The sequence below is a fragment of the Amaricoccus sp. W119 genome (genome assembly GCF_047275745.1).
GTDB lineage: Bacteria > Pseudomonadota > Alphaproteobacteria > Rhodobacterales > Rhodobacteraceae > Amaricoccus.
Genome location: NZ_JBKQWU010000003.1, coordinates 155,661 through 181,426, shown reverse-complemented (window position 1 = coordinate 181,426; position 25,766 = coordinate 155,661). Strand labels below are relative to the sequence as shown.

The 25,766-nt window shown below is 69.0% G+C and carries 23 protein-coding genes, 1 other RNA gene and 1 pseudogene; 18 read left to right on the top strand and 7 right to left on the bottom strand.

Annotated features, from left to right (window positions below; genetic code table 11):
* Positions 1–124 precede the first annotated feature (124 nt).
* The 4 genes from ACLJK8_RS03835 to ACLJK8_RS03820 are packed head-to-tail and all read right to left on the bottom strand — an operon-like array spanning position 125 to position 4,453.
* Positions 125–1,252: an SPFH domain-containing protein gene (locus ACLJK8_RS03835; RefSeq protein WP_413148770.1), complete on the bottom strand. Its 1,128-nt coding sequence runs from the start codon at positions 1,250–1,252 to the stop codon at positions 125–127.
* Positions 1,253–1,266: 14 nt separating this feature from the next.
* The gene (locus ACLJK8_RS03830; RefSeq protein WP_413148769.1) at positions 1,267–2,316 is read right to left on the bottom strand and encodes a DUF2927 domain-containing protein; all 1,050 of its coding nucleotides are present in this window, start codon (positions 2,314–2,316) and stop codon (positions 1,267–1,269) included.
* A gap of 11 nt (positions 2,317–2,327) precedes the next feature.
* Complete coding sequence (locus ACLJK8_RS03825) at positions 2,328–3,509, bottom strand: toxic anion resistance protein (RefSeq protein WP_413148768.1); 1,182 nt, start codon at positions 3,507–3,509, stop codon at positions 2,328–2,330.
* A complete protein-coding gene (locus tag ACLJK8_RS03820; RefSeq protein WP_413148767.1) occupies positions 3,506–4,453 on the bottom strand; it encodes a 5-bromo-4-chloroindolyl phosphate hydrolysis family protein in 948 nt (315 codons plus the stop codon). Before ACLJK8_RS03820 ends, ACLJK8_RS03825 begins: the two co-directional genes overlap by 4 nt.
* Positions 4,454–4,968: 515 nt before the next feature.
* Between ACLJK8_RS03820 and ACLJK8_RS03815 the strand changes: the two genes are divergently transcribed.
* Entirely contained in the window at positions 4,969–5,172 is a 204-nt protein-coding gene (locus tag ACLJK8_RS03815) for a cold-shock protein (RefSeq protein ID WP_413148766.1), read from the top strand.
* Positions 5,173–5,421: 249 nt separating this feature from the next.
* Here ACLJK8_RS03815 and ACLJK8_RS03810 read toward each other — a convergent pair.
* Positions 5,422–6,154, bottom strand: a pseudogene (locus tag ACLJK8_RS03810) (pseudouridine synthase); the annotation flags it as partial.
* 128 nt (positions 6,155–6,282) lie between these two features.
* Between ACLJK8_RS03810 and ACLJK8_RS03805 the strand changes: the two are divergent.
* Positions 6,283–6,717 carry a nucleoside deaminase gene (locus tag ACLJK8_RS03805; protein WP_413148831.1) on the top strand — a complete coding sequence of 145 codons (435 nt, stop codon included), beginning with the start codon at positions 6,283–6,285 and terminating at the stop codon, positions 6,715–6,717.
* Between the two features lie 155 nt (positions 6,718–6,872).
* The gene (locus ACLJK8_RS03800) at positions 6,873–7,787 is read left to right on the top strand and encodes a sugar ABC transporter substrate-binding protein (protein ID WP_413148765.1); all 915 of its coding nucleotides are present in this window, start codon (positions 6,873–6,875) and stop codon (positions 7,785–7,787) included.
* Positions 7,788–7,860: 73 nt separating this feature from the next.
* Here ACLJK8_RS03800 and ACLJK8_RS03795 read toward each other — a convergent pair whose 3' ends face one another.
* Positions 7,861–8,553 carry a metal-dependent hydrolase gene (locus ACLJK8_RS03795; RefSeq protein ID WP_413148764.1) on the bottom strand — a complete coding sequence of 231 codons (693 nt, stop codon included), beginning with the start codon at positions 8,551–8,553 and terminating at the stop codon, positions 7,861–7,863.
* 57 nt (positions 8,554–8,610) lie between these two features.
* On the opposite strand from ACLJK8_RS03795, the gene ACLJK8_RS03790 reads away from it, so the two are divergent.
* The 15 genes from ACLJK8_RS03790 to murD all read left to right on the top strand — a co-directional run bounded on the left by ACLJK8_RS03790 (position 8,611) and on the right by murD (position 24,708).
* Positions 8,611–9,288, top strand: coding sequence for a ceramidase domain-containing protein (locus tag ACLJK8_RS03790; RefSeq protein ID WP_413148763.1), 678 nt, complete (start codon positions 8,611–8,613; stop codon positions 9,286–9,288).
* 38 nt (positions 9,289–9,326) lie between these two features.
* Positions 9,327–9,614, top strand: coding sequence for an Asp-tRNA(Asn)/Glu-tRNA(Gln) amidotransferase subunit GatC (gene gatC / locus ACLJK8_RS03785; RefSeq protein WP_413148762.1), 288 nt, complete (start codon positions 9,327–9,329; stop codon positions 9,612–9,614).
* Complete coding sequence (gatA, locus tag ACLJK8_RS03780; protein ID WP_413148761.1) at positions 9,614–11,104, top strand: Asp-tRNA(Asn)/Glu-tRNA(Gln) amidotransferase subunit GatA; 1,491 nt, start codon at positions 9,614–9,616, stop codon at positions 11,102–11,104. Before gatC ends, gatA begins: the two co-directional genes overlap by 1 nt.
* Before the next feature lie 109 nt (positions 11,105–11,213).
* On the top strand, positions 11,214–11,846 hold the full coding sequence (locus ACLJK8_RS03775) for a hypothetical protein (protein ID WP_413148760.1): 633 nt from the start codon (positions 11,214–11,216) through the stop codon (positions 11,844–11,846).
* 86 nt (positions 11,847–11,932) lie between these two features.
* Positions 11,933–12,562 (top strand): N-acetylmuramoyl-L-alanine amidase, encoded by a 630-nt coding sequence (locus tag ACLJK8_RS03770; RefSeq protein ID WP_413148759.1) that lies wholly within the window; start codon positions 11,933–11,935, stop codon positions 12,560–12,562.
* 11 nt (positions 12,563–12,573) lie between these two features.
* An RNA gene (rnpB, locus tag ACLJK8_RS03765) (RNase P RNA component class A) lies at positions 12,574–12,970 on the top strand.
* A 530-nt stretch (positions 12,971–13,500) separates the two neighbouring features.
* Positions 13,501–14,010 carry a division/cell wall cluster transcriptional repressor MraZ gene (locus ACLJK8_RS03760; protein WP_413148758.1) on the top strand — a complete coding sequence of 170 codons (510 nt, stop codon included), beginning with the start codon at positions 13,501–13,503 and terminating at the stop codon, positions 14,008–14,010.
* A complete protein-coding gene (gene rsmH / locus ACLJK8_RS03755) occupies positions 14,007–15,005 on the top strand; it encodes a 16S rRNA (cytosine(1402)-N(4))-methyltransferase RsmH (RefSeq protein WP_413148757.1) in 999 nt (332 codons plus the stop codon). Before ACLJK8_RS03760 ends, rsmH begins: the two co-directional genes overlap by 4 nt.
* Positions 15,002–15,409: a cell division protein FtsL gene (locus tag ACLJK8_RS03750; RefSeq protein ID WP_413148756.1), complete on the top strand. Its 408-nt coding sequence runs from the start codon at positions 15,002–15,004 to the stop codon at positions 15,407–15,409. The genes rsmH and ACLJK8_RS03750 overlap by 4 nt, the downstream gene beginning before the upstream one ends.
* On the top strand, positions 15,406–17,244 hold the full coding sequence (locus ACLJK8_RS03745) for a peptidoglycan D,D-transpeptidase FtsI family protein (protein ID WP_413148755.1): 1,839 nt from the start codon (positions 15,406–15,408) through the stop codon (positions 17,242–17,244). The genes ACLJK8_RS03750 and ACLJK8_RS03745 overlap by 4 nt, the downstream gene beginning before the upstream one ends.
* Positions 17,245–17,290: 46 nt before the next feature.
* Positions 17,291–18,811 carry a UDP-N-acetylmuramoyl-L-alanyl-D-glutamate--2,6-diaminopimelate ligase gene (locus tag ACLJK8_RS03740; RefSeq protein ID WP_413148754.1) on the top strand — a complete coding sequence of 507 codons (1,521 nt, stop codon included), beginning with the start codon at positions 17,291–17,293 and terminating at the stop codon, positions 18,809–18,811.
* Between the two features lie 71 nt (positions 18,812–18,882).
* A complete protein-coding gene (locus ACLJK8_RS03735) occupies positions 18,883–20,346 on the top strand; it encodes a UDP-N-acetylmuramoyl-tripeptide--D-alanyl-D-alanine ligase (protein WP_413148753.1) in 1,464 nt (487 codons plus the stop codon).
* Positions 20,347–20,440: 94 nt separating this feature from the next.
* Entirely contained in the window at positions 20,441–21,526 is a 1,086-nt protein-coding gene (mraY, locus tag ACLJK8_RS03730; protein ID WP_413148752.1) for a phospho-N-acetylmuramoyl-pentapeptide-transferase, read from the top strand.
* 155 nt (positions 21,527–21,681) lie between these two features.
* Positions 21,682–23,199, top strand: coding sequence for a calcium-binding protein (locus ACLJK8_RS03725; protein WP_413148751.1), 1,518 nt, complete (start codon positions 21,682–21,684; stop codon positions 23,197–23,199).
* Positions 23,200–23,298: 99 nt separating this feature from the next.
* Positions 23,299–24,708 (top strand): UDP-N-acetylmuramoyl-L-alanine--D-glutamate ligase, encoded by a 1,410-nt coding sequence (gene murD, locus ACLJK8_RS03720; RefSeq protein ID WP_413148750.1) that lies wholly within the window; start codon positions 23,299–23,301, stop codon positions 24,706–24,708.
* A gap of 52 nt (positions 24,709–24,760) precedes the next feature.
* Here the strand turns inward: murD and ACLJK8_RS03715 are convergent, their stop codons facing one another.
* Entirely contained in the window at positions 24,761–25,690 is a 930-nt protein-coding gene (locus ACLJK8_RS03715) for a lytic transglycosylase domain-containing protein (RefSeq protein ID WP_413148749.1), read from the bottom strand.
* Between the last annotated feature and the right edge of the window lie 76 nt (positions 25,691–25,766).

The window sequence follows — 25,766 nt, the reverse complement described above, 5'->3', positions numbered from 1 at the left end:
AGAGTCCGGCCCCGGAGCGGCGGGCGCCGGACCCCAAGGGCCGCTCGTGCCCGATCCGCCGGGGCGGGGTGGCGAGCCCGCCGTCCACGGGTTTCCGGAATCCGAACCGCTCATCCGCGAGACCTCAGTCCGCGGGCGGGGGCGGCGGCGTCGCGCTCAGGAAGCGGGCGACTTCCGGAATTTCGGACGCGCGCCTCCAGTCGGCGCTGCCCGGCGTCCAGAGCCAGGTCTCGCCCGTGACCGCGCCGCCCGAGACCATGACCGCGAGCTCATCCTCGGAATAGGGGCCCTTCGTGGCGCCACCCTCTGCGACGTGCCAGACCCGCGTCGCGGCGCCCGGGGGCGGGGGCGGCGCCGCATCGGCCGCGGGCGCCGCGCCCCATGGGCCGCTTCGCCCCATGCCTTCGGCCATCCGGGCGCCCATCGCCATGCCCATGCCGGCGCCCATCCCGGCGGCCATCCCGCCGCCGCCGTCCGGGTTCGCGGCCGCCTTCGTCATCGCCTCGGCGGCGGAGAATTCGGTGTACCGGCTGAGATCTCCGACCGCGCCCATGGCCGTGCGCTTGTCGAGCGCGCTCTCGACCTCGGTCGGGAGCGAGACGTTCTCGATGTAGAAGGCGGGCAGCGTGATCCCGTAATCCGCGATCAGCGGCGAGATCCTGTCGGCGACGAGCTTGCCGAGGTCGAGCGTATTCGCCGCCATGTCGAGCACCGGGATGCCGGAGGCGGCGATCAGCTGGCTGAAATGCGTGATGATCACGTTGCGGATCTGGAATTCGATCTCCTCGGTCGTGAACTCGCCATCGGTGCCGACGATCTCGGTCAGGAACCTGCCCGGGTCCGTCACCCGCATCGTATAGGTGCCGTAGGCGCGCAGCCGGACCAGTCCGAACTCCTTGTCACGGCAGAGGATCGGATTCTTCGTGCCCCATTTGAGATCGGTGAAAAGCCGGGTGTTGACGAAGTAGATCTCGGATTTGAACGGGCTCTGGAATCCGTGGTCCCAGTGCTGCAGCGTCGTCAGGATCGGCATGTTGTTGGTCTGGAGCTCGTAGAGCCCCGGGCCGAACACGTCGGCGAGCTGGCCTTCATGGACGAAGACCGCCGCCTGCCCCTCGCGCACGGTCAGCTTGGCGCCGTACTTGATCGCATGACCCTGCCGCTCGAACCGCCAGACGATGGTGTCGCGCGTGTCGTCGGTCCAGTGGATGACGTCGATGAACTCGCCACGGAGGAAATCAAAGATCGACATGGGAAGCCTTCCTCTCAGTTCACGGCCGGGGCCGGCGCGCCGCCGTCGCGCTGTTCCGCGGCGATGGCGTCGCGGGCGATGTCGGGGAGGAGCGGACGCGCCTCCTCCGCCGTCATGCCGGGGCTCAGGCGGGGATCGTAGAGCATGCGGAGCAATATTTCATCATGCTCGGTCAGCAGGGCGAATTCGAGGCTGTCGCTGAAGAGCGACGGCCGCGCCTCCGGGCTGTCGTTCATGAGGCCCATGGCCTGGGCCATCTCCTCATGCACGCAGGAGAGCCGCGTGAGCGACGGATGCTCCGCCCGGATCAGGATCAGCACGGCGTCGTAGAGCGCGGGATCGGACGGGTCCTCGTAGGAATAGGTGATGCAGAACGTGTCGAGCGGCGCGTCGCGCATGGTGTTCATGATCGCCGGCGCGAAGATCGGGTAGCGGCGCCGGATCTGGTCGGCGAATAGCTCGCGCTCGTCGGAATTCATGAAGAGCACGAGGAAGTTCACCGACGGATCGTCCGCCATGCGCATGTCCGCGCCGGTCAGCCGCGCGAGGCGCTGGGCATAGGCCGCGACATTGCCGCGGTCGCGCGCGGAGTCCTTCGGCGTCGCGGGGCTGGCCATCGCGGCGACCCGGATCGGCTTGGCCCAGCGGCGGAGGACATAGGAGGATTCCTCGTGCACCAGTTCGCCGTCGACATTGGTATATTCGTTGTAGAACGCCACCCGCTCGAAATCCCGCACCAGTTCGGGCACGCCATAGGGCGCGTCGGAAGGGGCCGTGTCGGTCCTGAGCCGGCCGGTCGCGATCAGATCGCGCTGCACATCGGAATAGAACTGGCGCAGCTCCCGCGGATCGATCCCCTCCTCGGGGAGCGGCGGGATCGCATCGGCGGGCGCGGAGAAGCTGTCGGGCGACGGCGCGGCCACGGGAACCGCGTCCCCGCCACCGTACCAGCCGCCACCGGACCAGCCGCATCCGGTCAGGGCGAACAGGCCGGCGAGCGCGACCCCCGGGGCGATCCGCCCGGTCGCGCGCGCAGCATCTCCGCCCGCTCCGCCGCTCGACATGCGCCCCGCCGTCAGGCCGTGGGTCGGCTGGAGGGCGCGTCTCCGCGCGCCCTGGCGGCGGCGAGCGTGTCGCGAAGCTCGCCCTCCATCCGCTGGAGGCTCCGTTCGGCCTCGGCGCGGCGCGCCTTGCCCTCGTCGGCGATCCTGAGCGAATCCTCGATCGTCGCGATCAGGTCGTCGTTCGCCTTCTGCACCGCGTCCACGTCGAAGACGCCGCGTTCGAGTTCGGTGCGGATCTCGGCGTTCGCCTCGCGCAGGTTCTCGGCATTCTTGCGCAGCAGGTCGTTGGTCAGGTCGTTCGCCTCCTTCACCACGCGGCTCGCCTCGCGCGAGCGATGGACGGTCACCGACTGGGCGAGCTGGGTCTCCCAGAGCGGGACGGTGTTGACGAGCGTCGAGTTGATCTTGGTGATCAGGCTCTTGTCATTCTCCTGCACCAGCCGGATCGAGGGCAGCGACTGCATCGTGACCTGCCGCGTCAGCTTCAGGTCGTGCACCCGCCGCTCCAGATCGTCGCGCGCGGCGCGCAGGTCGCGCAGCTCCTGTGCCCGGATCATCTTGTCGCTCTCGGCGGCGGCGTTCATCGCCGCTTCCCGCGCCGGAACCTCCGTTCCGTCGATCTCGGCGAGCTTCGCGGTGCCGGCGGCGATGTAGAGGGCCAGCTCGCGGTAGAAGTCGAGCGTCTTCTCGTAGAGCTTGTCGAGCGACTTCACGTCCTTCAGGAGCGCGTGCTCGTGCTGGAGCAGTTCGGCGGAGATCTTGTCGATCTGCGCCTGCACCGTCTCGTATTTCGCGGCGAATTCCGCCAGCGGCTCGGCGGCGCCGGTGAGGCGCTCCCACCAGCTGCGCTTCCGGTTCGGGTCGAGCTCGTCCATCGAGAAGCCGCGCAGCGAGGTCACCATGTCGCGCAGGCTGTCGCCCGCCGGTCCCACGTCCTTGTTACGCACGCCCGCCAGCATGTCCTGGCTGATCGACTGCAACTCGGCCTGGGCGGCGGAGCCGAAGCGGATGATCGACTGGGTATTGCTCATGTCGATCTCGGCCTTGCGACGCTCGACCTCGGCCTGGGCCTGAGGATCGAGCGCGCGCGGATCGACGACCGGTTCGGGCTCCGGCTCGGGCAGGAGGAGCGCCGTCACTTCCTCGACGTCTTTGATGGTCGCCTCGGCCTGGGCCCGGACTTCCTCGGTCATGACTTCTCTCCTTCGATGGGGACGAGTCCATCCTGCCGCAGACGGTCGCGCAGCACCTCGATCTCGACATCGAGCGAGCCGCGGTTGTCCTCCAGCAGATGGGTGCGTTGCTTGCCGAAGCTCGCCTCGAGATCCGAGAGCAGCGACTCGAAGCGCTCGCGCGCGCCCGGGGCGCCGCCCCGGTCGGCGAGATCGGCGTATTTCACCGTGGCGTCGCGCAGGCCGAGCAGGTAGACGCTCAGGAAGGCCCGGGAACGCGGCAGGTCGCGCGGATCGCGTTCCACCACGCGGAAGACATCGCGGGCGTTGTCGCAGACCCGCTCGACCCGGCTCTGCAGCCGCCGGTCGCGTATCCGGTTGGCGGCCGCGGAGGTCTCGCGCAGCAGGTCCTCGGCGGCGTCGATCGCGCGTGCGACGCGTTCCGAGGCGAAATCGTCGAAGCCGGCGATGCCTTTCTTCTTCATCGGATCGAGCCCGAAGGCCGCGACATGGGCGAGGCCGGCGACGAGGCCGTAGGCGATCGAGCCGAGTCCCTGATCGAGGCTGAGGAAGTTCACCGCCGCGATCGAGACGCCGGTGATCGCGGCTGCGAAGAGCTTGCGCGGAATCGCTGGCGGGCGGGCGACCGCGCGCGCCTCGTAGGCGGCCTCCGCCCGCTGCCCCTCGGCGAGCAGCCAGGCGGAGCCCATGAGGCCCGCGAAGCCGCCGAGATTGGCCACCATGGCGACGGGGTCGCCGGAGCCGATCGCGAAGAGGCCGCCGAGAAAGAGCGGGATCGGCAGTGCGAACATCAGCCGGGCCCGGAAGCTCACACTGCTCGCGCGCCGGTTGCGGAACGGCGGCGGCGGCGTGGCACCACCGCGCTTCGCGCCATCCCCGCCGCCGGCCTTCGGGGTGACCGAGGGGTCGGGAGAATACTTGCCCCCGTAGCGCTGGGCGGCCATCAGAAATCTCCGGAAACGGCCGGGGCGTGGGGGGCGGGGGAGAGTTGACCGGGCAGGCGTGACGGTGTGTCAGCCCCGGGCACCCGAACGGGCACCGGCCCCGCCAGCGCGGCGAAGCCTGTGGAGAGCACGATCGCGGCGAGTACGATGAAGCCGGTGAGTCGCAAGGGTGCCTCTCTAACACTCGGGCGCCACGGCGGCTTTCGCCACCGGGCAATCATGACGGCCTAGACCGCCGGGCAATGCTGGAAAGATAGTCACCTCGCGGAGCGGTTGCTAGTGCCATGGGTCCAGGGCGGGTCCGGGGTCGGGGCCGGGGGCGCGAAATCACGCGGGCACGGGCGTTTCGGCGTTGCGAAAAAGGTCCAAGGCGCTTTTTTTTGGGTAGTGATTCGGGCTAGTGTTTCCGAAGGTAGGTTCCGTGCTCTGATATTGCCCCGCGGCGGTCACGAGGACGTGACGTGCTGTGACCCGGGGCATTGTGCTCCGGTCTGACGACTAAAGGGCGCTTCAGAATGGCTAAAGGCACTGTCAAGTGGTTCAACACGGAGAAAGGCTACGGATTTATTCAGCCCTCCGATGGTGGAAAGGACATTTTCGTACATATCACGGCCGTGCAGGCGGCCGGGCTGCAGACACTGCAGGACAACCAGCCGATCGAGTACGAACTCATAGACGGCCGTGATGGCCGCAAGAGCGCCGGCCATCTGAAGGTTTGACGAGACAATCGAACGTGGCGGCATGTGAGCGCTCTCCGATCTGACTGCTCGCCCGCGCGTCTCCCCGAATCGTCCCGGATCAGGTCCGGGGCGGTTTCTTTTGAGGTGATGTCCGCCCACCTCGCGCCCCGGTTGTTTCGGGCGCGCGGCGATTCCCAGACACGCGAGAAAGCCTACCGCTCTCCGCGGACGTTTTCGCCGCGGCGGGACGCCGCGGACCGGTCTCCGGTTTGGTTTCTGGCCGCCCCGCCGGAACGGGCAGGCCGATCTGGTCGCGCAAGACCTTGGGCCGCACTTCCTCCACCGCCCCCGGGGGCAGATCACCGAGCTGGAACGGGCCGTAGGAGAGCCGGATCAGCCGGTTCACCGTGAGCCCCACATGCTCCAGCGCGCGGCGGATCTCGCGATTCCTGCCCTCGCGGAGCCCGATGGTGAGCCAGACGTTGGCACCCTGCTGCCGGTCGATGCTGACGGTCATCGGCTGGAACTTCTCGCCGTCGATCGTCACGCCGCGCCTCAGCGGCTCCAGGGCCGCGTCATTCGGCTCCCCCTTCGCGCGCACCCGGTACTTGCGGAGCCAGCCTGTCGAGGGCAGTTCCAGCCGCCGCTTGAGCGCGCCGTCGTTGGTGAGCAGCAGCAGCCCCTCGGAGTTGAGATCGAGCCGCCCGATCGACAGGACCCGCGGCATGTCGGGCGGCAGGTGGGTGAAGACGGTGTCGCGGCCCTTCTCGTCGCGGTCGGTCGTCACCAGCCCCGCGGGCTTGTGATAGCGCCAGAGGCGGGTGGCCTCCGCCTCGGCGAGCGGTTTGCCATCGACCTGGATGCGATCGGCCGCCGTCACGTTGAGCGCCGGGCTGTCGATCAAGCGTCCGTTCACCGCGACGCGCCCCTCGGCGATCATGGTCTCGGCGACGCGGCGGGAGGCGACGCCGGCGCGGGCCAGGCGTTTCGCGATGCGCTCGGAGTCGGGATCGGTGCTCATGCCGGTGCTCCTACATGGGCCGGCGTGTCCCCGCAAAGCAAATCGCAAGGCGCCTCGGAGCGCGCAAGCCGCTTGCCGGGCGACCGCCGGCCATGCGAAGCGGCGGCATGGTGCTGTTCGCTCCCCTGATGCGGATCGCCCTCGACGAGGCGCGCGCGGCCCGGGACCGGGGCGAGACGCCGGTCGGGGCGGTGATCGCCGATCCCGCGACCGGCGCGGTCCTGGCCCGCGCCGGCAATCGCACGCGCGAGCTCTCCGATCCGACCGCGCATGCCGAGATGCTGGCGATCCGCGCCGCCTGCGCCGCGCGCGGGTCGGAGCGTCTCACCGGGCTCGACCTCTATGTCACGCTCGAGCCCTGCGCCATGTGCGCCGCGGCGATCGCGGCGGCACGGATCGGACGGCTCTGCTACGGCGCCTCCGATCCGAAATCCGGCGGGGTGGAGCAGGGCGCGCGGGTCTTCTCGCATCCGCAGACGCATCACCGCCCGGAGGTCTTCGGGGGGATCGCGGAGACGGAGGCGGCGGAGCTTCTCCGGATGTTCTTCGCCGCGCGGCGGTGATTCGAGTGTCGTTGCGCGTGCTGGCCTCGTTTGATCAGATCTGATCAAGCCAATCCTTGCCGGAACCGGATTGCGAGCCGTATCCCAAGCTCCGGGGGCGACTGTCCGCCGAAGAGAAATCAAAAATAGGGAGAGAAGTCTTGAAGCGTGTTTGCTTGGCCGCGTCGATCATTGTCACCATTGCGACGATCTCATCGGCACAGGAGATCGGCGTAAGCATGGCGGCGTTCGATGATAGCTTTCTGACGGTGCTCCGCAACGGAATGACGGATTACGCGGATGGCAAGGAAGGCGTCTCGTTGCAGATCGAGGACGCCCAGAACGACGTTCAGAAGCAGATGAGTCAGGTGCAGAACTTCATCGCACTGGGCGTTGACGCGATCATCGTGAACGCGGTCGATACCGATGGAACCAATGCCCTAACACGAATGGCCGAGGACGCGGGGGTTCCGCTGATCTATGTCAACCGTCAGCCGGTTAACGTCGATGACCTGCCCTCGAACCAGGCATTCGTCGCCTCCGACGAGATCGAGTCGGGTACGCTGCAGACGCGGGAAGTTTGCCGGCTGCTCGGCGGCGAAGGCCGGGTAGCGATCATCGTCGGCGAACTCAGCAACCAGGCTGCGCGTCAGCGGACGCAGGACGTTCACGACGTTGTGGCGACTGACGAGTGCAAGGGGCTCGAGATCGTCGCGGAGCAGAGCGCCAACTGGACCCGGATCGAGGCTTTCGACCTGATGACCAACTGGCTGTCGACAGGGTTGGAGGTCGATGCGATCATCGCCAACGGCGACGAATCCGCCATCGGGGCGATCCAGGCAATCCGCGCCTCAGGGCAGGACCCACAGCCGCTGGTTATCGCGGGGATCAATGCGACGAAGGAAGCCCTGGTCTCGATGAGCGAGGGAGATCTCGATGTAACCGTCTTCCAGGACGCCTTCGGTCAGGGCAACACTGCGATCGACGTGGCCCTCAACATCGTCAACGGAATGTCATTCGACCAGAAGACCTACGTTCCCTTCGAACTGGTGACGCCGGAGAACATGGCGGAGTACGAGACCCGCAACTGACAGGCCAACGCACGACAGCCCAGCGCGCTTCCGCCAGCGGGCGGTGACGCGCTGGTCGCTGGTGGGCGCTCAATCAGAGTTCGATCGGGACCAGCACCTCCGGTTCGCGGACATCGACGCCGGGAAGGCCGTTCACCAGTTCCTCCGCCGACTGGGCGAGTAGCGGGAAGGTTCTGTAGTGGCAGGGGATCACCGTCTTGAAGTTGAAGAACCGTTTCGCGGCATAGGCGGCGCGCGCCATGTCCATGGTGAAATGGCCGCCGGCGCAGAGGATGCCGATCTCCGGGTGGTGGAGATCCTCGAAGATTTCCATGTCCGCCATCACGTCGGTGTCGCCGGAGACATAAATGGTCCGGCCCTCGCCCTCGATCATGAACCCGGCCTCGCAGCCGCCGTAGATCGGGCCGGTCGCGCCGCTCAGCGAAGATGAATGGGTCGCGTTGACGAGCGTGGCCTTCACGCGGCCGAGCGCGACGGTTCCGCCCTTGTTGAACCCGACGCCCTGGATGCCGTCGCGGCTCTCCCAGAAGCTCACGAGGTCGTAGGTGCCGACGACCGGGATGCCGAGTTCCTTCGCGATCGCGATCGCGTCGCCGGAGTGATCGCCATGGGCATGGGTGAGCAGGATCTGGGTCGCGCCGCCGATGGCCTCGTCGCGGCGCTCGGCCGGGAACATCGGATTTCCGGTCAGCCAGGGGTCGATCAGCAGCACCTGATCCTCGATCTCGACGCGGAACCCGGAATGTCCCAACCATATGATCTTCATGTCGATTTTCTCCTGTTGACAGGGTAGGAAGCCGATAGGGGTGCGAGGAGACTGTCGATGGACTGGACGCGGGCCGTCAATGCCTATTGCGAGCGGACCGACCCGGGGTTCTGGTCCGAACCGGTCAACGCGCTGACGAACGGTGCTTTTCTCCTGGCCGCCGCGCTGGCCTGGCCGATGACGCGCGGCGATGCCGGGGCCCGCCTGCTCGCGCTCGTGCTCGGCATCATCGGCATCGGCTCCTTCCTGTTCCACACCTTCGCGCAGGTCTGGGCCGGGCTCGCCGATGTGCTGCCGATCCTCGCGTTCATCCTGATCTACATTCATTTGGCCACCACCCGGTTTCTCGGCGCGCCGGTCTGGGCCGGGGGGCTGGTGTCGTTGCTCTATGTTCCGTTCTCCGCCGCGGTCTCGGGCCTCGTTGAACGGGTCGCGGGTTCGCTGAACGGATCTGTCAGCTACCTGCCGGTCGTTCTGCTGATCGGCCTCTACGCGTTCATGCTTCGCCGACGGGCGCGAGAGACCGCCCGCGGCCTCGCGATCGGCGTCGTGATCCTTTGCGTCTCGCTCACCTTCCGCACGCTGGATGGCCCGGTCTGCGGCGCCTTCCCGCTCGGGACGCATTTCCTCTGGCATCTACTGAACGCGGTGATGCTCGGCTGGATGATCCGGGTGATGGTCCGTCACCGGAACGCGGCCGGGCCGGGCCTTGCACCGCGGGCCCGGGCGGGGTAGAGGCGGAGACCCGTCGTCCCCGAAGTTCCGGAGCCCTCATGTCGATCGACAAGGAGACCGCGCGCCGCGTCGCCCATCTCGCGAGGATCGAGGTCGCCGAGGCGGATCTCGACCCGCTCGCGACCGAGCTTTCCGCCATTCTCGGCTTCATGGAGCAGCTTGGCGAGGTCGATATCGCGGGCGTCGAGCCGATGACCTCGGTCACGCCGATGGCCGCGCCGCTCCGCGCCGATGCCGTGAGCGACGGCGGCTATCCCGAGCGCGTGCTCGCCAATGCGCCGGACGCCCGCTCCGGTTTCTTCACCGTGCCGAAGGTCGTCGAGTGATGTCCGATCCAGCGAAATTCACCATCGCCGAAGCCCGCGACCAGCTCAGGGCCCGGCAGATCGGCGCCGAGGAACTGGCCGAAGCCTGCCTCGCCGCCGCCGAGGGCGCCACCGCGCTCAATGCCTATACCGCGCTCACGCCCGACCGCGCGCGGGAACAGGCGAAGGCGGCCGCGGATCGGCTGGCGCAGGGCGAGGCGCCCGACCTCTGCGGCGTGCCGCTCGGGATCAAGGACCTGTTCTGCGTCGAGGGCGCGCCGGCGCAGGCGGCGTCCAACATCCTCGACGGTTTCCGCCCGCCCTACGAGAGCACGGTGACCTCCAAGCTCTGGGAAGCGGGCGCGGTTTGCCTCGGCAAGCTCAACATGGACGAATTCGCCATGGGCTCGTCGAACGAGACCTCGGCCTATGGCCCGGCGATCAGCCCGTGGCGACGGCGTGGCGAGGCAACGCCGCTGACGCCCGGCGGCTCCTCCGGCGGCTCGGCGGCGGCGGTCGCGGCGGATCTCTGCCTCGGCGCGACGGGGACCGACACCGGCGGCTCGATCCGCCAGCCCGCGGCTTTCACCGGCATCGTCGGCGTGAAGCCGACCTATGGCCGCTGCTCCCGTTTCGGGATCGTCGCCTTCGCCTCCTCGCTCGATCAGGCGGGGCCGATGACGAAGACGGTGCGCGACGCCGCGATCATGCTGAAGGCGATGTCGGGCCACGACCCGCGGGATTCGACCTCCGCCCCGCGCGAGGTGCCGGATTTCGAGGCCGCGCTCGTCGGCGACATGCGCGGCAAGCGGATCGGCATCCCGACCGAGTACCGCGTCGACGGCATGCCCGCCGAGATCGAGGCGCTCTGGTCCGATGGCGCCGAGAAGCTGCGCGCCGCCGGGGCGGAACTGGTCGAGATCACGCTGCCGCATACGAAATACGCGCTCCCGGCCTATTACGTGATCGCGCCGGCCGAGGCGTCTTCCAACCTCGCGCGCTACGATGGCGTGCGCTACGGCCGCCGCGCGCGGATCGGGGGGCGGGAAGGCATCACCGAGATGTACGAGCGCACCCGCGCCGAAGGCTTCGGCCCCGAGGTGCGCCGCCGCGTGATGATCGGCGCCTATGTGCTCTCCGCCGGCTTCTACGACGCCTATTATACCCGCGCGCAGAAGGTCAGGACGCTGATCAAGCGCGATTTCGACACGGTCTTCCAGCAACAGGGGATCGACGCGATCCTGACCCCGGCCACGCCCTCCGCCGCCTTCGGGCTCGGCGAGATGGCGTCGAGCGACCCGGTCGAGATGTATCTCAACGATGTCTTCACCGTCACGGTGAACCTCGCAGGCCTGCCGGGCGCGGTGGTGCCCACGGGTCTGGACGGCGACGGGCTGCCGCTCGGCCTGCAGGTGATCGGGCGGCCCTGGGACGAGGCCGGGATGCTCGACGTGGCCTATGCGTTGGAGCGTGCCAGCGAATTTACTGCCAAGCCGGAAAAATGGTGGTAGAAACAAGGTCGAACCAGCGCAGGACAGGGTATCGGGCGTAATGAACAAGGGGCTTCTCGCGGTACTGGCTTTGGGTTTTCTGGGCGGATGCACGTCGGGTGAGTTGTCGGTGCCGGAGCCCGCGGTCGTGACCGAGGTGCCCTATGCCGGAGCATCCTCCTATGGCGCGTCGACTTCCGGCACGACGACCTATGGTACGGCGACCTATGGTACGACGGTGCCTCCGGCCGCGACGGGCGCGGGCGCCAGTACGGCTGTGGGCGCGGCCCCGTCGCTCGATGCCGGAACGCTGTCGGATGGTGTCCAGCGCGCGCCCGTCGGTGTCACGACGGCGGACGCGGCGCCCGGGATCGGCCGGCCGCTCGACGCGGATACGCTGAACCTGATGCAGACCACGCTCGAGGAGCAGAAGATCGACGCCGCCATCGCCCAGCGGAAGCTGGACGAGGACCGCTCGCGGCTCGTGATCGTGCAGCCCGGCCGTCTGCCCGACCGGGTCGAAGGGGTGAACATCGCGCTTTTCGCGCGCCAGTCCACGAACGCGGTCGGCGAAAGCATCTACAGTCGGGGCAGGAGCCTGGGTCTCAAGACCGGCTGCCGGCGGTTCAGCAGCGACGACGACGCGCAGCGCGTCTTCCTCGCGGCGGGCGGACCTCAGAATGACCAGCACGGGCTCGATCCCGACGGCGACGGCTTCGCCTGCGACTGGGACCCGAGGCCCTATCGCGAGCTGCCGGGCTGATCGCCGCGGTCTTCCGGCCAAGCCCCAACCACGGCGAACGTCGCGACGGGGCGCTGCCGGATCTGATCGTCCTGCATCATACGGCGATGGAGTGCGCCGAGGCGGCGCTCCACCGCCTCTGCGACCCGGCGGCGGAGGTTTCCGCGCATTATGTCGTCGGCGGGCGCGGGGAGCTCTGGCAACTGGTCCCTGAGGAAGCGAGGGCCTGGCATGCCGGGACCGGGGCCTGGGGCGCGGTTCACGACGTCAACTCGCGCTCGATCGGCATCGAACTCGTCAATCCCGGCCCGCTCGACGGCCTGCCGCCCTATCCCGAACCGCAGATGGTGGCGCTCGAACGTCTGCTCGACGACATCATGGCGCGCTGGAACATTCCACCCGCCCGGGTGATCGGCCATTCCGACATGGCGCCGGGACGCAAGGCCGATCCCGGGCCGAAGTTCGACTGGTCCCGTCTCGCCCGGGGCGGCCGCGCGATCTTCGTCGGCGAGAGAGGGCTCGGACCCGCGACCGCCGACTGGGAGGTCTTCGCCCGCGCCTGCGGTGTCATGGGATACCATGCCGCCGACGTGGGCGGCTGGCCGGTGGTGCTTGGAGCATTCCGGCTGCGGTTCCGGCCATGGGCTTCCGGGCCGCTCTCCGCGACCGATGTGGCTCTCGCGCTGGAAATCGCCCGTCGCCACCCTTGCGTTGACGCGCCCGCTCTCCCCACTTAAACGGGGCACGCGCGGATGGCCGGATGGCCGCGGCCCGGGAGACCGGGGCGAGGAAAGTCCGGACTCCGGGAAGGAATGGCGGCGGGTAACGCCCGCCCGGGGCAACCCGAGGGAAAGCGCCACAGAGATCAGACCGCCTCCGACGGGATTCCGTCCCCCGGAGGCAAGGGTGAAACGGTGGGGTAAGAGCCCACCGCGCCGGCGGCGACGTCGGTGGCACGGCAAGCCCCGCCAGGAGCAAGGCCAAATAGGGATCGCGTGGGATTTCATCCCAAGGCTCTTCCGCCCGAGCGATCCGGGTTGGCCGCTGGAGCCCGCCGGCGACGGCAGGCCTAGACGAATGGTCATCGGCCCCTGATCAAACCATTGATGGGGTTACAGAATCCGGCTTACAGGCCATCCGCGCGCAGTTTTCCACAAGATTATGGGCGATAATCCGCCTATGCCTTGCGATTCGGGATCCTTTAACCTTGCCTCGCGTCGAAGGATAACTCGGCACCGCGAGATGGTTCACCGCGGTACCCTCAAATATCAACCAGAGGTTGCAGTAGATCTAGTGGTAACGCTCTGGTGAGCCTACAAGTTCTGCCAGAATCGCCGAGCCCGTCCGGGGCCTGGAACAGCGATCGATGGCCCGCGCCGCGGGGAGCCGAAGTCCATTGATTTCCATGGATTCCCATGCTATCCCAATAATCACGGACGACAGAGGTTGATGGATCAATTTAGGGCGAAAGACCCACCAGAAGTTTGGCAGGCTTCATACAGGCACCCCCTGTTTTCCCAAAGTAGACGGACCCGGCGCGACTGAGAAAACGAGCAACACGTAGAAGAAATACGTGGCAGTCGGGCCAGGGGCCCAATCAGGACCGACGACGGGTCGTGCTTATGACTAAGCACGACCCGTTTTCGTTCCGAGAGAGGCAGGAGTAGGACGCGAGTTGCGACCGGCGTTCAGAAGCAAGTCGGTCCACAAGGTGGACGGCAAGGGGCGCGTGTCGATCCCCGCCGTCTTTCGCACCGTGCTGCGCGAGGGCGACCCGGAATGGGTCGATGGCAAGCCGCTCCGATTCATCCTCGTCCATGGTCAGGCCCGGGAGCACGGCTACCTGGAAGGCTATACGATCGATTCGATGACGCGCCTCGAGCGTCGGATTCGCAAGATCCCGTCCCGCGACGCGCGGGAGAATGCGATCGAGATGTATCTCACCAATTCCACCTACCTCGAAGTCGATCCCAACGGACGAATCGTTCTTCCCAAGGACTTGCGGGACGAAATTCGAGCGATGGATGAACTGGTGTTCCAGGGCCACCTCGACACGTTCCGAATCCGCGTCCCCGAAGTCGCCGAAGCCGAGCAGGAAGAGCGCCGCGCCCGGATGGTCGCGGGCGATCCGATGAGCGATCCGATGGCCGCCCTCGACGAGATCCCGGACGAGGGTGACGAATGATGATGTCGCCCATCTCCGCCGCGCCGCCGCACGTCCCGGTCCTGATCGGGGCGATCCTCGAACGGGTCGCACCCGTCGCCGGCATCTGGGTCGACGGCACCTTCGGAGCGGGCGGATACGCGCGCGCGCTGCGCGGCGCGGGGGCGGATCGCGTGATCGGGATCGATCGCGATCCGGATGTGCTGGCCGCGGCGGTCCCTGTGGCGGGGATCACGCTGGTGCCCGGGCGGTTTGGCGATCTTGATCGTATTGCGAGTGAAGCGGGTTCCCCCGAGGTCGACGGCGTCGTGCTCGACATCGGGGTTTCCTCGATGCAGATCGACGCCCCCGAAAGGGGCTTTTCCTTCCAGAAGGACGGGCCGCTCGACATGCGGATGGAGCAGGCCGGACCGACCGCCGCCGACCTCGTGAACGATCTTCCGGAAGGCGAGCTCGCGGACATCCTGTTCCAGTATGGCGAGGAGCGCGCCTCGCGCCGGATCGCACGGGCGATCGTCGCCGCGCGCCGCGCCGTGCCGTTCGAGACGACGCTGGGGCTCGCCGAGGTGATCGAGCGGCAGCTGCCGCGGCCGAAGCCCGGCCAGCCGCATGCCGCGACGCGCTCGTTCCAGGCGCTCAGGATCGCGGTCAATGACGAGCTCGGCGAGCTTGTCCGCGGCCTCGCGGCGGCGGAGCGCGCGCTGAAGGAGGGTGGCCTGCTCGCGGTCGTCACCTTCCATTCCCTGGAGGACCGCGTGGTGAAGCGCTTCCTCCGCGACCGTTCCGGCGCGGCGCCGGGCGGCAGCCGTCATGCGCCCGCCACCGAGGGACCGCCTCCGTCCTTCTCGCTCGTCACGCGTAAGGCGGTGGAGGCGGATGCCGAGGAGGTCGCGGCCAACCCCCGGGCGCGCTCGGCGAAGCTCAGGATCGCACGGAGGCTGGATACGCCGCCGGTGCCGCTTGGCGCGACGGAACTGGGCCTGCCGGCGCGCATCGCGCGGGAGTTCAGATCATGAGGGCGGTTCTCTACCTCTCCGCCGTGGTGCTGCTGGCGGTCTGCGCGACCTGGGCCTACCGGGTCAACTATGCGACGCAGGACGCGCTGACCCGGGTCGCGGATCTTCGCGCCGAGATCGCCGTGGAGCGCGAGTCGCTCGGCGTCCTGAAGGTGGAATGGGCGTATCTCAACCGGCCGGACCGCCTGCGCCAGCTCGTGAGCGCCAATGCCGAGGCGCTAGGCCTCGTCGATCTCACGCCTGGCCAGTTCGGCGATGTGGCGGAGGTTCCCTTCCCGCCGCCAGCCCCGCCCATGCCGACCGACCGGGAGACGGGTGCCCGCGATCCCGGAGCCGATGCGCCGCCGCCATCGGAGGCCGCGAACCGCCGCGCGGCCCTCGCCACGATTGGAGCGATCGAATGATCCGGAGACCCCTGCGCCCGCTCGCCCGCATCCTGTCCGCCCGCGCCGAAGGTACCGATCCCGATCTGGTCGAGGCGGAGGAACGCGCCGCCCGGCTCGCCGCGCGCCACCGCGAGGAGCGCCGGAAGGCCGAGACCCGCATCCTGCTGCTCGGCACCGCCTTCATCCTCGGCTTCACCGCCGTGGGAGCGCGCATGGCGCTGCTCTCCGCCGCCGTGCCGGTCGAGCCGCGCGGCGCCGCCTCGGCCGAGCCGATCCGGGCGCAGCGCGCGGATATCGTCGATCGCGACGGAGCACTTCTCGCCACCAATATCGTGACCGCCTCGCTCTATGCGCAGCCCCGCGACCTGATCGATCCCGAGAACGCCGCGCGCCAGCTCGCCCGGATCTTCCCGGAACTCGACGCCGGATACCTGACGGAGAAGTTCACCGACGGCCGGAAGTTCATGTGGATCAAGCGCACCATCTCGCCGGAGCAGCGGCAACTGGTGCATGACATCGGCGAGCCGGGCCTGCTCTTCGGCCCGCGCGAGGTGCGGCTCTACCCCAATGGCGCGATCGCCGCCCATGTCCTCGGCGGCGCCAGCTTCGGGCGCGAGGGCGTGGACGCGGCCGAGGTCGTCGGCACGGCGGGCGTGGAACGCCAGCTCGACGGCCGGCTGCGCGATCCGGCCGCAGTCACAACGCCGCTCCGGCTCTCGATCGACCTCGACGCGCAGGTGGCGCTCGAGGAGGTGCTGGCCAAGGGCATGGCGGAGATGAGCGCCAAGGGCGCGGTCGGTATCCTGATGGAGGCCGATACCGGCCAGATCCGCGCGCTCGCGAGCCTGCCCGATTTCGACCCGAACCTGCGCCCGGCGCCGCCGACCGAGGGCGATCCGGCGGAGAGCCCGCTCTTCAACCGCGCGGCCCAGGGCCGCTACGAGCTTGGCTCCGCCTTCAAGGCGATGACGGCCGCGCTCGCGATCGAGCGGGGCGAGGCGACGCCCGGAACCATCATCGATACCAAGGGCCCGATGAAATGGGGCCGGTTCACGATCCGCGACTACCATGACTACGGCGACCTGCTCTCCGTCGAGGATGTGCTGGTCCATTCATCGAACATCGGCGCCGCGCGGCTTGCGATCGGGAGTGGCGCGGCGGCGCAGAAGGACTTCCTCGGCAGGATCGGGATGCTTTCCCCGGTTCCGGTCGAACTGAGCGAGGCGGCGCGCACGACGCCGATGCTGCCGCGCAAATGGTCCGATCTCTCGACGATGACGATCGGTTTCGGTCACGGGATCGCGGTGACGCCGCTTCATCTGGCGACCGCCTACGCGGCGCTGGTGAACGGCGGGCTTCTGGTGCGGCCGAGCATCCTCGAGAGCGACTGGCGCCCGACCGAGGCCGAGCGCGTGCTCTCGTCCCAGACCTCCGCCGAGGTTCGCGCGATGCTGCGTCAGGTGGTGGTCCGGGGCACCGCGAACGGTGCCGACATTCCGGGCTACGACGTCGGCGGCAAGACCGGGACGGCGGACAAGCCGCTGCCGGAAGGCGGCTACGCGCGCGACAAGGTGATGGCCTCCTTCGCGAGCTTCTTCCCGGCGGACGATCCCGAATACGTGCTGATCGTCAGCCTCGACGAGCCGATCACCTATATCAACGAGACAGCCTTCCGGACCGCCGGCCTGACCGCCGTGCCGGTCGCGGCCGAGGTGATCGAGCGGCTGACCCCCGTTCTCGGGCTGCGGCCGAAGCCGCCCGCTCCGCGGCCACAGGCCGAGGGGCCCACGGCCCGGAGCACGAATCCTCCGACGCGGGCGGCGTCGCTTTACACGCTTGCCGGAAACGACTAGCCCCTTGATCGGGAAGCGGGTCCTACCCGGGCGCGGAGGCTAAGAGATGACCGGCAGCGATCGCGCGGAAAAGCTCATGGGATTCGAGACGCTGGGCCTGCTGACCGGTACGCGGCGGGGCGGCGACTGGTCGGGCACGCTGCCGGAGATCTCGGGCCTTTCCGTCGACAGCCGGGAGACCAAGCCCGGCCACCTCTTCGCCGCGCTGCCCGGCAGCCGGATGCATGGCGCTGATTTCATCCCCTACGCGCTCCGCATGGGGGCGAGCGCGATCCTGACCGATCCCGAGGGGCTGGAGAGGATCGAGGCGGCGGAGGGGCCGATGACGGTCCCGGTCGTCGTCGCGGACAATCCTCGCCGCGTGCTGGCGATCGCCGCCGCGCGCTGGTCAGGCGCGCAGCCCGAGGTGATGGTCGCGGTCACGGGGACCAACGGCAAGACCTCGGTCGCGAGCTTCACGCGGCAGATCTGGGAGGATCTCGGCGAGCGGGCGGTGAATTTCGGCACCACGGGCGTCGAGGGCGCGGTGCACGCGCCGCTGCGGCACACGACGCCGGAACCGCTGACGCTGCACGCGCTGCTCGCCGATCTCGCGGTCCAGGGCGTGACCCACGCGGCGATGGAAGCGTCGAGCCATGGGCTGGACCAGCACCGGCTCGATGGCGTGCGGCTCGCCGCGGCCGGGTTCACCAACATCACGCGCGACCATCTCGACTACCACGCCGATGCCGAGGCCTATTTCACCGCGAAACGCGCGCTCTTCGACCGGGTCCTGCCGAAGGGCGGCGCGGCGGTCATCAACGTGGACGACCCGCGCGGGCGCGAACTCGCTGGCGCCGCCCGCGCGCGCGGCCAGAGGGTGATCGCCGTCGGCCGGGCCGAGGGGTCGGAGCTGCGGCTGATCGGGCAGCGGTTCGATGCGACCGGACAGGATCTGCTCTTCGCCTGGGCCGGACGCAGCCACAAGACGCGGCTCGACCTGATCGGCGGCTTCCAGGCCTATAACGCGCTGGTGGCCCTCGGCCTCGCGATCGGCTCGGGCAGCGATGCCGCGCTCGCGATCGACGCGCTCGCGCGCCTCAGGACCGTCCGCGGCCGGATGGAGCGCGCCGCGACCCGCGCGAACGGCGCGCAGGTCTTCGTGGATTTCGCCCATACGCCCGATGCGATCGCGACCGCGCTCCGCGCGCTCCGGCCACATGTGATGGGCCGTATCCTGATCGCCTTCGGTGCCGGCGGCGACCGGGACAGGGGCAAGCGTCCGCTGATGGGGCGGGCGGCGGCGGATGGCGCCGATGTGGTCTATGTGACCGACGACAACCCCCGAAGCGAGGACCCGGCGGCGATCCGCGCCGAGGTGCGCGCGGGCTGCCCCGAGGCGGTCGAGATCGGCGACCGGGCCGAGGCGATCCTGACCGCGGTCGACGCGCTTCAGCCGGGGGACGCGCTCCTCATCGCGGGCAAGGGGCATGAGACCGGGCAGATCGTCGGCGACGATGTCCTGCCCTTCGACGATATCGAACAGGCGAGCGTGGCCGTCGCCGCGCTCGACGGGCTGGGCGCGTGAGAACTGGTGGCTTGAGGACTGAGGGACTGGTGGATTGAGGGTTTGTTGCGTGAAGCTGGGGGCTTGAGGAGTTGAGCGTGCTCTGGACGCGGGACGCGGCGGTCGCGGCGACGGGGGGCGCTCGCGGCGTCGACTGGCGGGCGACCGGCGTCTCGATCGACACGCGGACGCTCCTGCCGGGGGATCTCTTCGTCGCGCTGACCGCCGCCCGCGACGGCCATGATTTCGTCGCCGAGGCGCTGGCGCGCGGCGCGGCGGCCGCGCTGGTCTCGCGCGTGCCCGAGGGAGTCGCATCGGACGCGCCGCTCCTCGTCGTGGCGGATGTGCTCGAAGGGCTGCGCGCGCTCGCGACGGCGGCCCGGGCCCGGTTCCGCGGGCGCGTGGTCGCGGTGACGGGGTCCGTCGGCAAGACCGGGACCAAGGAAATGCTGCGCGCGGCGCTCGGCGCGCAGGGCCGGGTGCACGCCGCGGACAAGAGTTTCAACAACCATTGGGGCGTGCCGCTCACGCTGGCGCGGCTCGCCGAGGATCGCGATTACGCGGTGATCGAGATCGGCATGAACGCGCCGGGCGAGATCGAACCGCTGGCGCGGCTCGCCGGGCCGCATGTCGCGATGGTGACGACGGTCGCCGCCGTGCATCTCGCGGCTTTCGAGAACCTCGACGGGATCGCGCGCGAAAAGGCGACGGTTTTCGCGGGGCTGGAGCCGGGCGGCGTCGCGGTGATGAACCGCGACATCCCGCAGTATCCGATCCTGCGCCGCGCCGCGGCGAAGGCGGGCGCGCGCCCGATCCGTTTCGGCGCCGAGGGCCGACCGGAATACCGGCTCCTCGACGTGAGGCTCGGCACCGAGGGAACATCGCTTTCTGCGCGTCGCGCACGCGAGACCTTCTTCTTCAAGATCGCCGCCCCCGGCGCGCATCTCGCGCTGAACGCGCTCGGCGCGCTCGCCTGCGTCGAGGCGCTCGGCGGCGACCTGGCGCGCGGCGCGCTCGCGCTCTCGAACTGGCGCGCACCGGAGGGACGGGGCGCGCGCTGGACCGTGCTGCTCGGCCCCGGCGGGCTCGACGGCGCGATCCGGCTGATCGACGAGAGCTACAACGCCAATCCCGCCGCCATGGAAGCCGCGCTCGAAGTCTTCGCCGCGGAGGACCCCGAGGACGGGCTCGGCCGGGTCGCGCGGGGCCGCCGGGTGGCCTTTCTCGGCGACATGCTCGAACTCGGCCCCGAGGAACGCGCGCTGCACGAGGGTCTGGCGCGGGTGCCGGCCATGCGGGCGGTGAACAAGGTCCATTGCGCGGGCGGGCGGATGCGCGCGCTCTACGACATCCTGCCGCCCGGGCAGCGCGGCGAATGGTTCGAGACCGCCGACGAAATGGCCGCGCGTGTCGGGCGGCTGCTCGACGCGGGTGACATCGCGATGGTCAAGGGCTCGCTGGGCTCGCGGGTCGGCCGCGTCGTGGAGGCGATCAAGAAACTCGGCGATGCCCGACCCCCCGAGGCGGTGGAGGCGGCGCTGGAGGCGGCGGTCTGAGCCTCGCGATCACCGGCCCCCGGGAAGAACAAGGCCAACGAACAAACCGCCGCCAACCGGCGGGTACAACCACTGCGAGCGGACAGGCCCTCGAATGCTCTACTTTCTGACCGAATTATCAACCCAGTTCTCGTTCCTGAACGTGTTTCGATACATCACATTCAGGGCGGGCGGCGCCTTCATGACCGCGCTCCTCTTCGGCTTCGTCTTCGGGCGGCCGCTGATCGACATGCTGCGGCTGAGGCAGGGCCGCGGGCAGCCGATCCGCTCCGATGGGCCGCAGAGCCACATCATCTCGAAGGCCGGCACGCCGACGATGGGCGGGCTGCTCATCCTCTCCGCGCTCACCTTCGCGACGGTGCTCTGGGCGCGCTGGGACAACGGCTTCGTCTGGATGGTGCTGTTCGTGACGCTCGGCTTCGGCATGATCGGCTTCGCCGACGACTATGCCAAGGTGAAGCGCCAGACGGTGGACGGGGTCTCGGGCAAGCTCAGGCTCGGCGCGGGCTTTCTCATCGCGCTGATCGCGGGCGCCTGGGCCATGCATCTGCATCCCGAGGGGCTGACGGGAATGCTGGCCTTTCCGGTGCTGAAGGGGCTGCTCCTGCCGCTCGGGCCCGCCTTCCTGCTCTTCGGGATGCTGGTGATCGTCGGCGCGGCCAACGCGGTCAACCTGACGGATGGGCTCGACGGGCTCGCGATCATGCCGGTGATGATCGCCGCCGGCGCCTTCGGCATCATAGCCTATGTCGTCGGCCACGCGAATTTCGCGCAGTATCTCGACGTTCATTTCGTGCCGGGAACCGGCGAGATCACCGTCTTCGTCGCGGCGCTGATCGGAGCGGGGCTCGGGTTTCTCTGGTACAACGCGCCGCCCGCGGCGGTCTTCATGGGCGATACCGGCAGCCTCGCGCTCGGCGGCGCGCTGGGTGCGATCGCGGTGGCGACCAAGCACGAGATCGTGCTCGCGATCGTCGGTGGCCTTTTCGTCGTGGAGGCGCTCTCGGTCATCATCCAGGTCGGCTACTACAAGCGCACCAAGAAGCGCGTCTTCCTGATGGCCCCCATCCACCACCATTTCGAGAAGAAGGGCTGGGCCGAGCCGCAGATCGTGATCCGATTCTGGATCGTGAGCCTGATCCTCGCCGTCATCGGCCTCGCGACGCTGAAGCTAAGATAGTCGCCTCGCGGGTAAATCGTTTGGTGGCAGGGTGGGGGAGGGGGTAAAATTGCTCTGCCAAACGGGGGAGCGACATCATGCCAACATATGACCTTTCACGCGAGACCGCTGGGGGACAGTTTCATCCCTTCATCCTGTCGAGGGCGGATGGGAGCGTGATCGGATTCTGGACTAGTGCCGGGGCGGACGGCTTCGCTGATGTCGAAGGCCGTGTCGGGGGGGATAACACCGTTGATTTCATTATCCCTGACATCACGGAAGGTCATCAACGGCTGCCCGCGGCGACCGCCTTCGGGGACGGAGGGTTCGCCGTCGCATTCGAGAGCAACGGCCCCTCGGCGCGCGACGGCACGCAGGACGCTCTTTACGACACATATGTGAGGTTCGCCGATCCGAACGGGAGTCCCCGTGGCCCCGCGCTGCAACTGACGCCGAACCATACCGGCCACCATCTCGTCGAGGGGATCACGACGCTCACCTCCGACGAGTCGGTGACGCTGGTCGGACGCATCGCGTCGGATACCTATACGCTGCTGGCCTATCGCCACGATTCGGATGGCGAGGCGATCGGCGGTGTCATGCGCCTCGCAGAGGTGTCGGGAACTACCGCGCGAGACGCGGGGGCGCCCAATCCGGTCATCGCCTCGGGCCGGGGCGGGAATTTCGCGGTCGGTTGGCGGGAAACCGATTCGGACGGATACGTCGTGAAGGTCCGGGTATTCGAGGCGGATGGAACTCCGGTGTCCGACGAGAGGACGGTCGTTCCGGTCATCCGCGCCGGAGAGGGTGAAATCTCGCGCGAGATCATGAACCCCGAGATGGTTGGCACGGCCGGTGGCTATGCGCTCACGTGGCACCGCGAAAGCGCGGAGGCGGCGGATGGCCAGGATGTCTACTTTCGGCTGCTCGATACGAACGGGGTGGGGGAGACGCGATCGGTCAGGGTCAACGGCGACCGCCAGTCCGGCGACCAGTTCGTGCATGACGTGGTTGACCTCGGCGAGGGCCATACGCTCGTCACCTACATTCATACGGTCGAGGATGCGTTCGGGCCGCGCGTCGATGGATACGATCTCTATGGCCGCGTCATGGGTCCCGATGGGCGGCCGGTGGACGCGTCGGTCCGGATCACCGAACAGACCCAAAGCGACCTGGGTTTCGGAAACACGACCCTCGACATCCTCGGCGACATTGGATCGACCTATCAGGCGACCATTGGCGACCAGTTCGATGTTTTCCTTGCGTCCCGTTCGCTCGACCTGCCATGGCGCGCGGGCGATGGTGGCGCGGACCGGTTGCGGGGGACGTTGGTCGATGACCGGCTGAGCGGACGTTCGGGCGATGACCGGCTCTACGGAAACACCGGTGACGACACGCTGACGGGCGGCCGGGGCGACGACCGGCTGGTGGGGCAGTTGGGCAACGACCGTCTCCGGGGCGGCGTGGGGGAGGACACCTTCGTCTTCAATAGTGGCCGCGACGTGATCGAGGATTTCGCCGACGGGCGGGACCGGATCGAACTCACCGGCCTTTCGCGGGCCGAGGCGCGACCCTTCATCATCGCCCGCGAGGCGCGCGGCGAGGACACGCTGATCAGCTTTCCTGAAGGCCATTCGATCCGCATCAAGGACACGGACCCGGACGAAATCGGGCTTGGCGATTTCCTGTTCTGAGACGGCGACCGTCCCGGCTCCGGGGCGCGTCGCGGGTCGTTTGCATCCGTCGTGGAAGCGGGGCATTGTCCGCCCTCCCCCGATGATGGAGCACTCCCGATGATCCCTGTCCGCGGCTACTCCGGCCACAAGGTGCTCGTGCTCGGCCTCGGCCGCTCGGGCCTGCCCTCGGCGCGGGCGCTGCGCGCGGGCGGCGCGGAGGTGCTGGTCTGGGATGACGGCGAGGGCGCGCGCGCGGCGGCGGAGGCAGAGGGGTTCACCGCCGCCGATCCCGCGCGGGGCAGGACGCTCGAAGGCGTGAAGGCGATGATCGTCTCGCCCGGCATCCCGCATCTCTATCCGGCGCCGCATCCGGCCATCGCCGCCGCCTGGGACGCGGGCGTCGTTGTCGACAACGACATCGGCCTGTTCTTCCGCTCCTTCGCCACCCCCGACTGGGACAACTTCGACCGGATGCCGAGCGTCGTCTGCGTCACCGGCTCGAACGGCAAGAGCACGACCACGGCGCTCATCGCGCATGTCGCGGGGCTCGCGGGGCGGCCGGTGCAGATCGGCGGCAACTTCGGCCGCGGCGCCCTCGACCTCGACCCGGCCGAGGACGGGATGGTCGTGGTCCTTGAGCTCTCCTCCTACCAGATCGACCTCGCCCGTGCGCTGCAGCCCGATATCGCGGTCTTCATGAACCTCTCCCCCGACCATCTCGACCGGCACGGCGGCATGGGCGGCTATTTCGCGGCGAAGCGGCGGCTCTTCGATCAGGGCGGGCCGGAGCGGAGCGTGATCGGCGTCGATGAGGACGAGGGGCGCTTCCTCGCCAACGTGATGCGCGAGGAGGCGGGTTCGGGCGAGCCGGTGATCCGGATCTCCTCGGCGCGCAAGCTCTCCGGGCCCGGCTGGAACGTCTTCGCGCGGAAGGGGTTTCTCGCCGAATGGCGCGGCGGGCGGCAGGTCGCCTCGATCGACCTGCGGGGGATGGTGACGCTGCCGGGCGCGCACAACCATCAGAACGCCTGCGCGGCCTACGCGGTGGCGCGGAGCCTCGGCCTCGGGCCGAAACAGATCGAGGCGGCGCTCGCGAGCTACCCCGGCCTCGCCCATCGCAGCCAGTTGATCGCGACGCGCGATGACGGGGTGCGGGTCGTCAACGATTCCAAGGCGACGAACGTGGACGCGGCGGAGAAGGCGCTGCTCTCCTTCGACAGGGTCCGCTGGATCGCCGGGGGGCGCGCGAAGGAGGGCGGGATCGCGGCGCTGGCGCCGCTCTTCGGCCGCGTCGCCAAGGCCTATCTGATCGGCGAGGCGGCGGAGGATTTCGCCGCGACCCTGGGCGGTACGCCCTCGGAAATCGTCGGCACGATGGACCGCGCGGTCGAACGCGCGCTCGCCGAGGCGGAGCCGGGCGAGGTGATCCTGCTCGCGCCCGCCTGCGCGAGCTTCGATCAGTATTCGAGCTTCGAGACCCGCGGCCGGCATTTCGAGGAGCTGGTGCGGGCCGCGCTCGGCGCCTGACGGCGGCGAGCAAGGGGCCCGCTCGTAGCACAAGGGGAGCGCGCCGAAGCCGTCAGTTCCGCAGGACGACGCAGTCTCCGCCGTTTGCACGATACTTGGCGCAGAAGGCATCGGCCTCCTCGCGGGTGTCGCGTCCGACCTGCGCGGCGACGAGGCTCCGCGAGAGGCCGAGGCGTTTCGGGCGGGCGTAGCTGATGCGCTCCGCCGCGAGCATCGGCACACGGTTGCCGAGGCGGGCGACCTGGCGGCGGGCGCCTTCGCGGTCCCGGTTGGTGGCGATGATGACGCCCCAGGCGCGGAGCGGTTCGGACGGGATCGCCTGCCGCTTGCCCCGGGTCGCGGCGAGCGCGAGGCAGCCGGCCCGGAACCCGTCGCCCTTCAGCGTGAGATCGACGCCCGGACTCGCGAGCCGCCACTCGCCCGCGCCAAGGCCGGTGATCGCCTCGACATAGGCGAGCGTCTCGCCCGGCAGTGTCCCGCCCTCCGCCTTGTAGCGCGCCGCGCGGGCTTCCCCGCCGTTGTAGGCGACGGCGGCGAGGCCGATGTTGCCATAGGTGCGCGTCAGTTCCGCCAGATAGAGCGCCGAGGCGTCGAGCGCCTTTTCCGCGTCGAAAGGATCTTCGAGCATTCGGAGCGCGGCGGTCGAAGGAATGAACTGCGCGATGCCCTGCGCGCCCTTCGGGCTGACCGCCGCCGGATCGAAGAGCGACTCGCGCCAGATGAGGCGGGCGAAGAAATGCGGGTCGATGCCGGCCGTCGCCGCCGACGCCTCGATCATCCCGCAGACCCGCGCGTCACCGGAGGTCGGAGCCGCGTCCGGCCCGACGGGTCGGGGCGGCGGCCGCGACACGTCGATCAGCGCGCCGCCGGCGGCCTCCACCATGGCGGCCGGCAACACGCGCTCGGGCTCGGTCGCGGAGGCGGCGAGCGGGATAAGGATGAGGACGAGGCGAAGCGCGGCGCGCATGAGGCGGGACGACATGGGGCGGGAGGATAGGGTGCCGCGTACGATCTGGCGAGCGCGGGGTTGAGGATGCGTTAACGCGCCGGCATCCGCC

Excerpts from the sequence above, each read along its gene's own strand:
- ACLJK8_RS03835 (WP_413148770.1), bottom strand. The coding sequence starts at position 1,252 with ATGTCGATCTTTGATTTCCTCCGTGGCGAGTTCATCGACGTCATCCAC.
- ACLJK8_RS03830 (WP_413148769.1), bottom strand. The coding sequence starts at position 2,316 with ATGTCGAGCGGCGGAGCGGGCGGAGATGCTGCGCGCGCGACCGGGCGG.
- ACLJK8_RS03825 (WP_413148768.1), bottom strand. The coding sequence starts at position 3,509 with ATGACCGAGGAAGTCCGGGCCCAGGCCGAGGCGACCATCAAAGACGTC.
- ACLJK8_RS03820 (WP_413148767.1), bottom strand. The coding sequence starts at position 4,453 with ATGGCCGCCCAGCGCTACGGGGGCAAGTATTCTCCCGACCCCTCGGTC.
- ACLJK8_RS03815 (WP_413148766.1), top strand. The coding sequence starts at position 4,969 with ATGGCTAAAGGCACTGTCAAGTGGTTCAACACGGAGAAAGGCTACGGA.
- ACLJK8_RS03805 (WP_413148831.1), top strand. The coding sequence starts at position 6,283 with ATGCGGATCGCCCTCGACGAGGCGCGCGCGGCCCGGGACCGGGGCGAG.
- ACLJK8_RS03795 (WP_413148764.1), bottom strand. The coding sequence starts at position 8,553 with ATGAAGATCATATGGTTGGGACATTCCGGGTTCCGCGTCGAGATCGAG.
- ACLJK8_RS03790 (WP_413148763.1), top strand. The coding sequence starts at position 8,611 with ATGGACTGGACGCGGGCCGTCAATGCCTATTGCGAGCGGACCGACCCG.
- gatC (WP_413148762.1), top strand. The coding sequence starts at position 9,327 with ATGTCGATCGACAAGGAGACCGCGCGCCGCGTCGCCCATCTCGCGAGG.
- gatA (WP_413148761.1), top strand. The coding sequence starts at position 9,614 with ATGTCCGATCCAGCGAAATTCACCATCGCCGAAGCCCGCGACCAGCTC.
- ACLJK8_RS03770 (WP_413148759.1), top strand. The coding sequence starts at position 11,933 with ATGGAGTGCGCCGAGGCGGCGCTCCACCGCCTCTGCGACCCGGCGGCG.
- rsmH (WP_413148757.1), top strand. The coding sequence starts at position 14,007 with ATGATGATGTCGCCCATCTCCGCCGCGCCGCCGCACGTCCCGGTCCTG.
- ACLJK8_RS03750 (WP_413148756.1), top strand. The coding sequence starts at position 15,002 with ATGAGGGCGGTTCTCTACCTCTCCGCCGTGGTGCTGCTGGCGGTCTGC.
- ACLJK8_RS03745 (WP_413148755.1), top strand. The coding sequence starts at position 15,406 with ATGATCCGGAGACCCCTGCGCCCGCTCGCCCGCATCCTGTCCGCCCGC.
- ACLJK8_RS03740 (WP_413148754.1), top strand. The coding sequence starts at position 17,291 with ATGACCGGCAGCGATCGCGCGGAAAAGCTCATGGGATTCGAGACGCTG.
- mraY (WP_413148752.1), top strand. The coding sequence starts at position 20,441 with ATGCTCTACTTTCTGACCGAATTATCAACCCAGTTCTCGTTCCTGAAC.
- murD (WP_413148750.1), top strand. The coding sequence starts at position 23,299 with ATGATCCCTGTCCGCGGCTACTCCGGCCACAAGGTGCTCGTGCTCGGC.
- ACLJK8_RS03715 (WP_413148749.1), bottom strand. The coding sequence starts at position 25,690 with ATGTCGTCCCGCCTCATGCGCGCCGCGCTTCGCCTCGTCCTCATCCTT.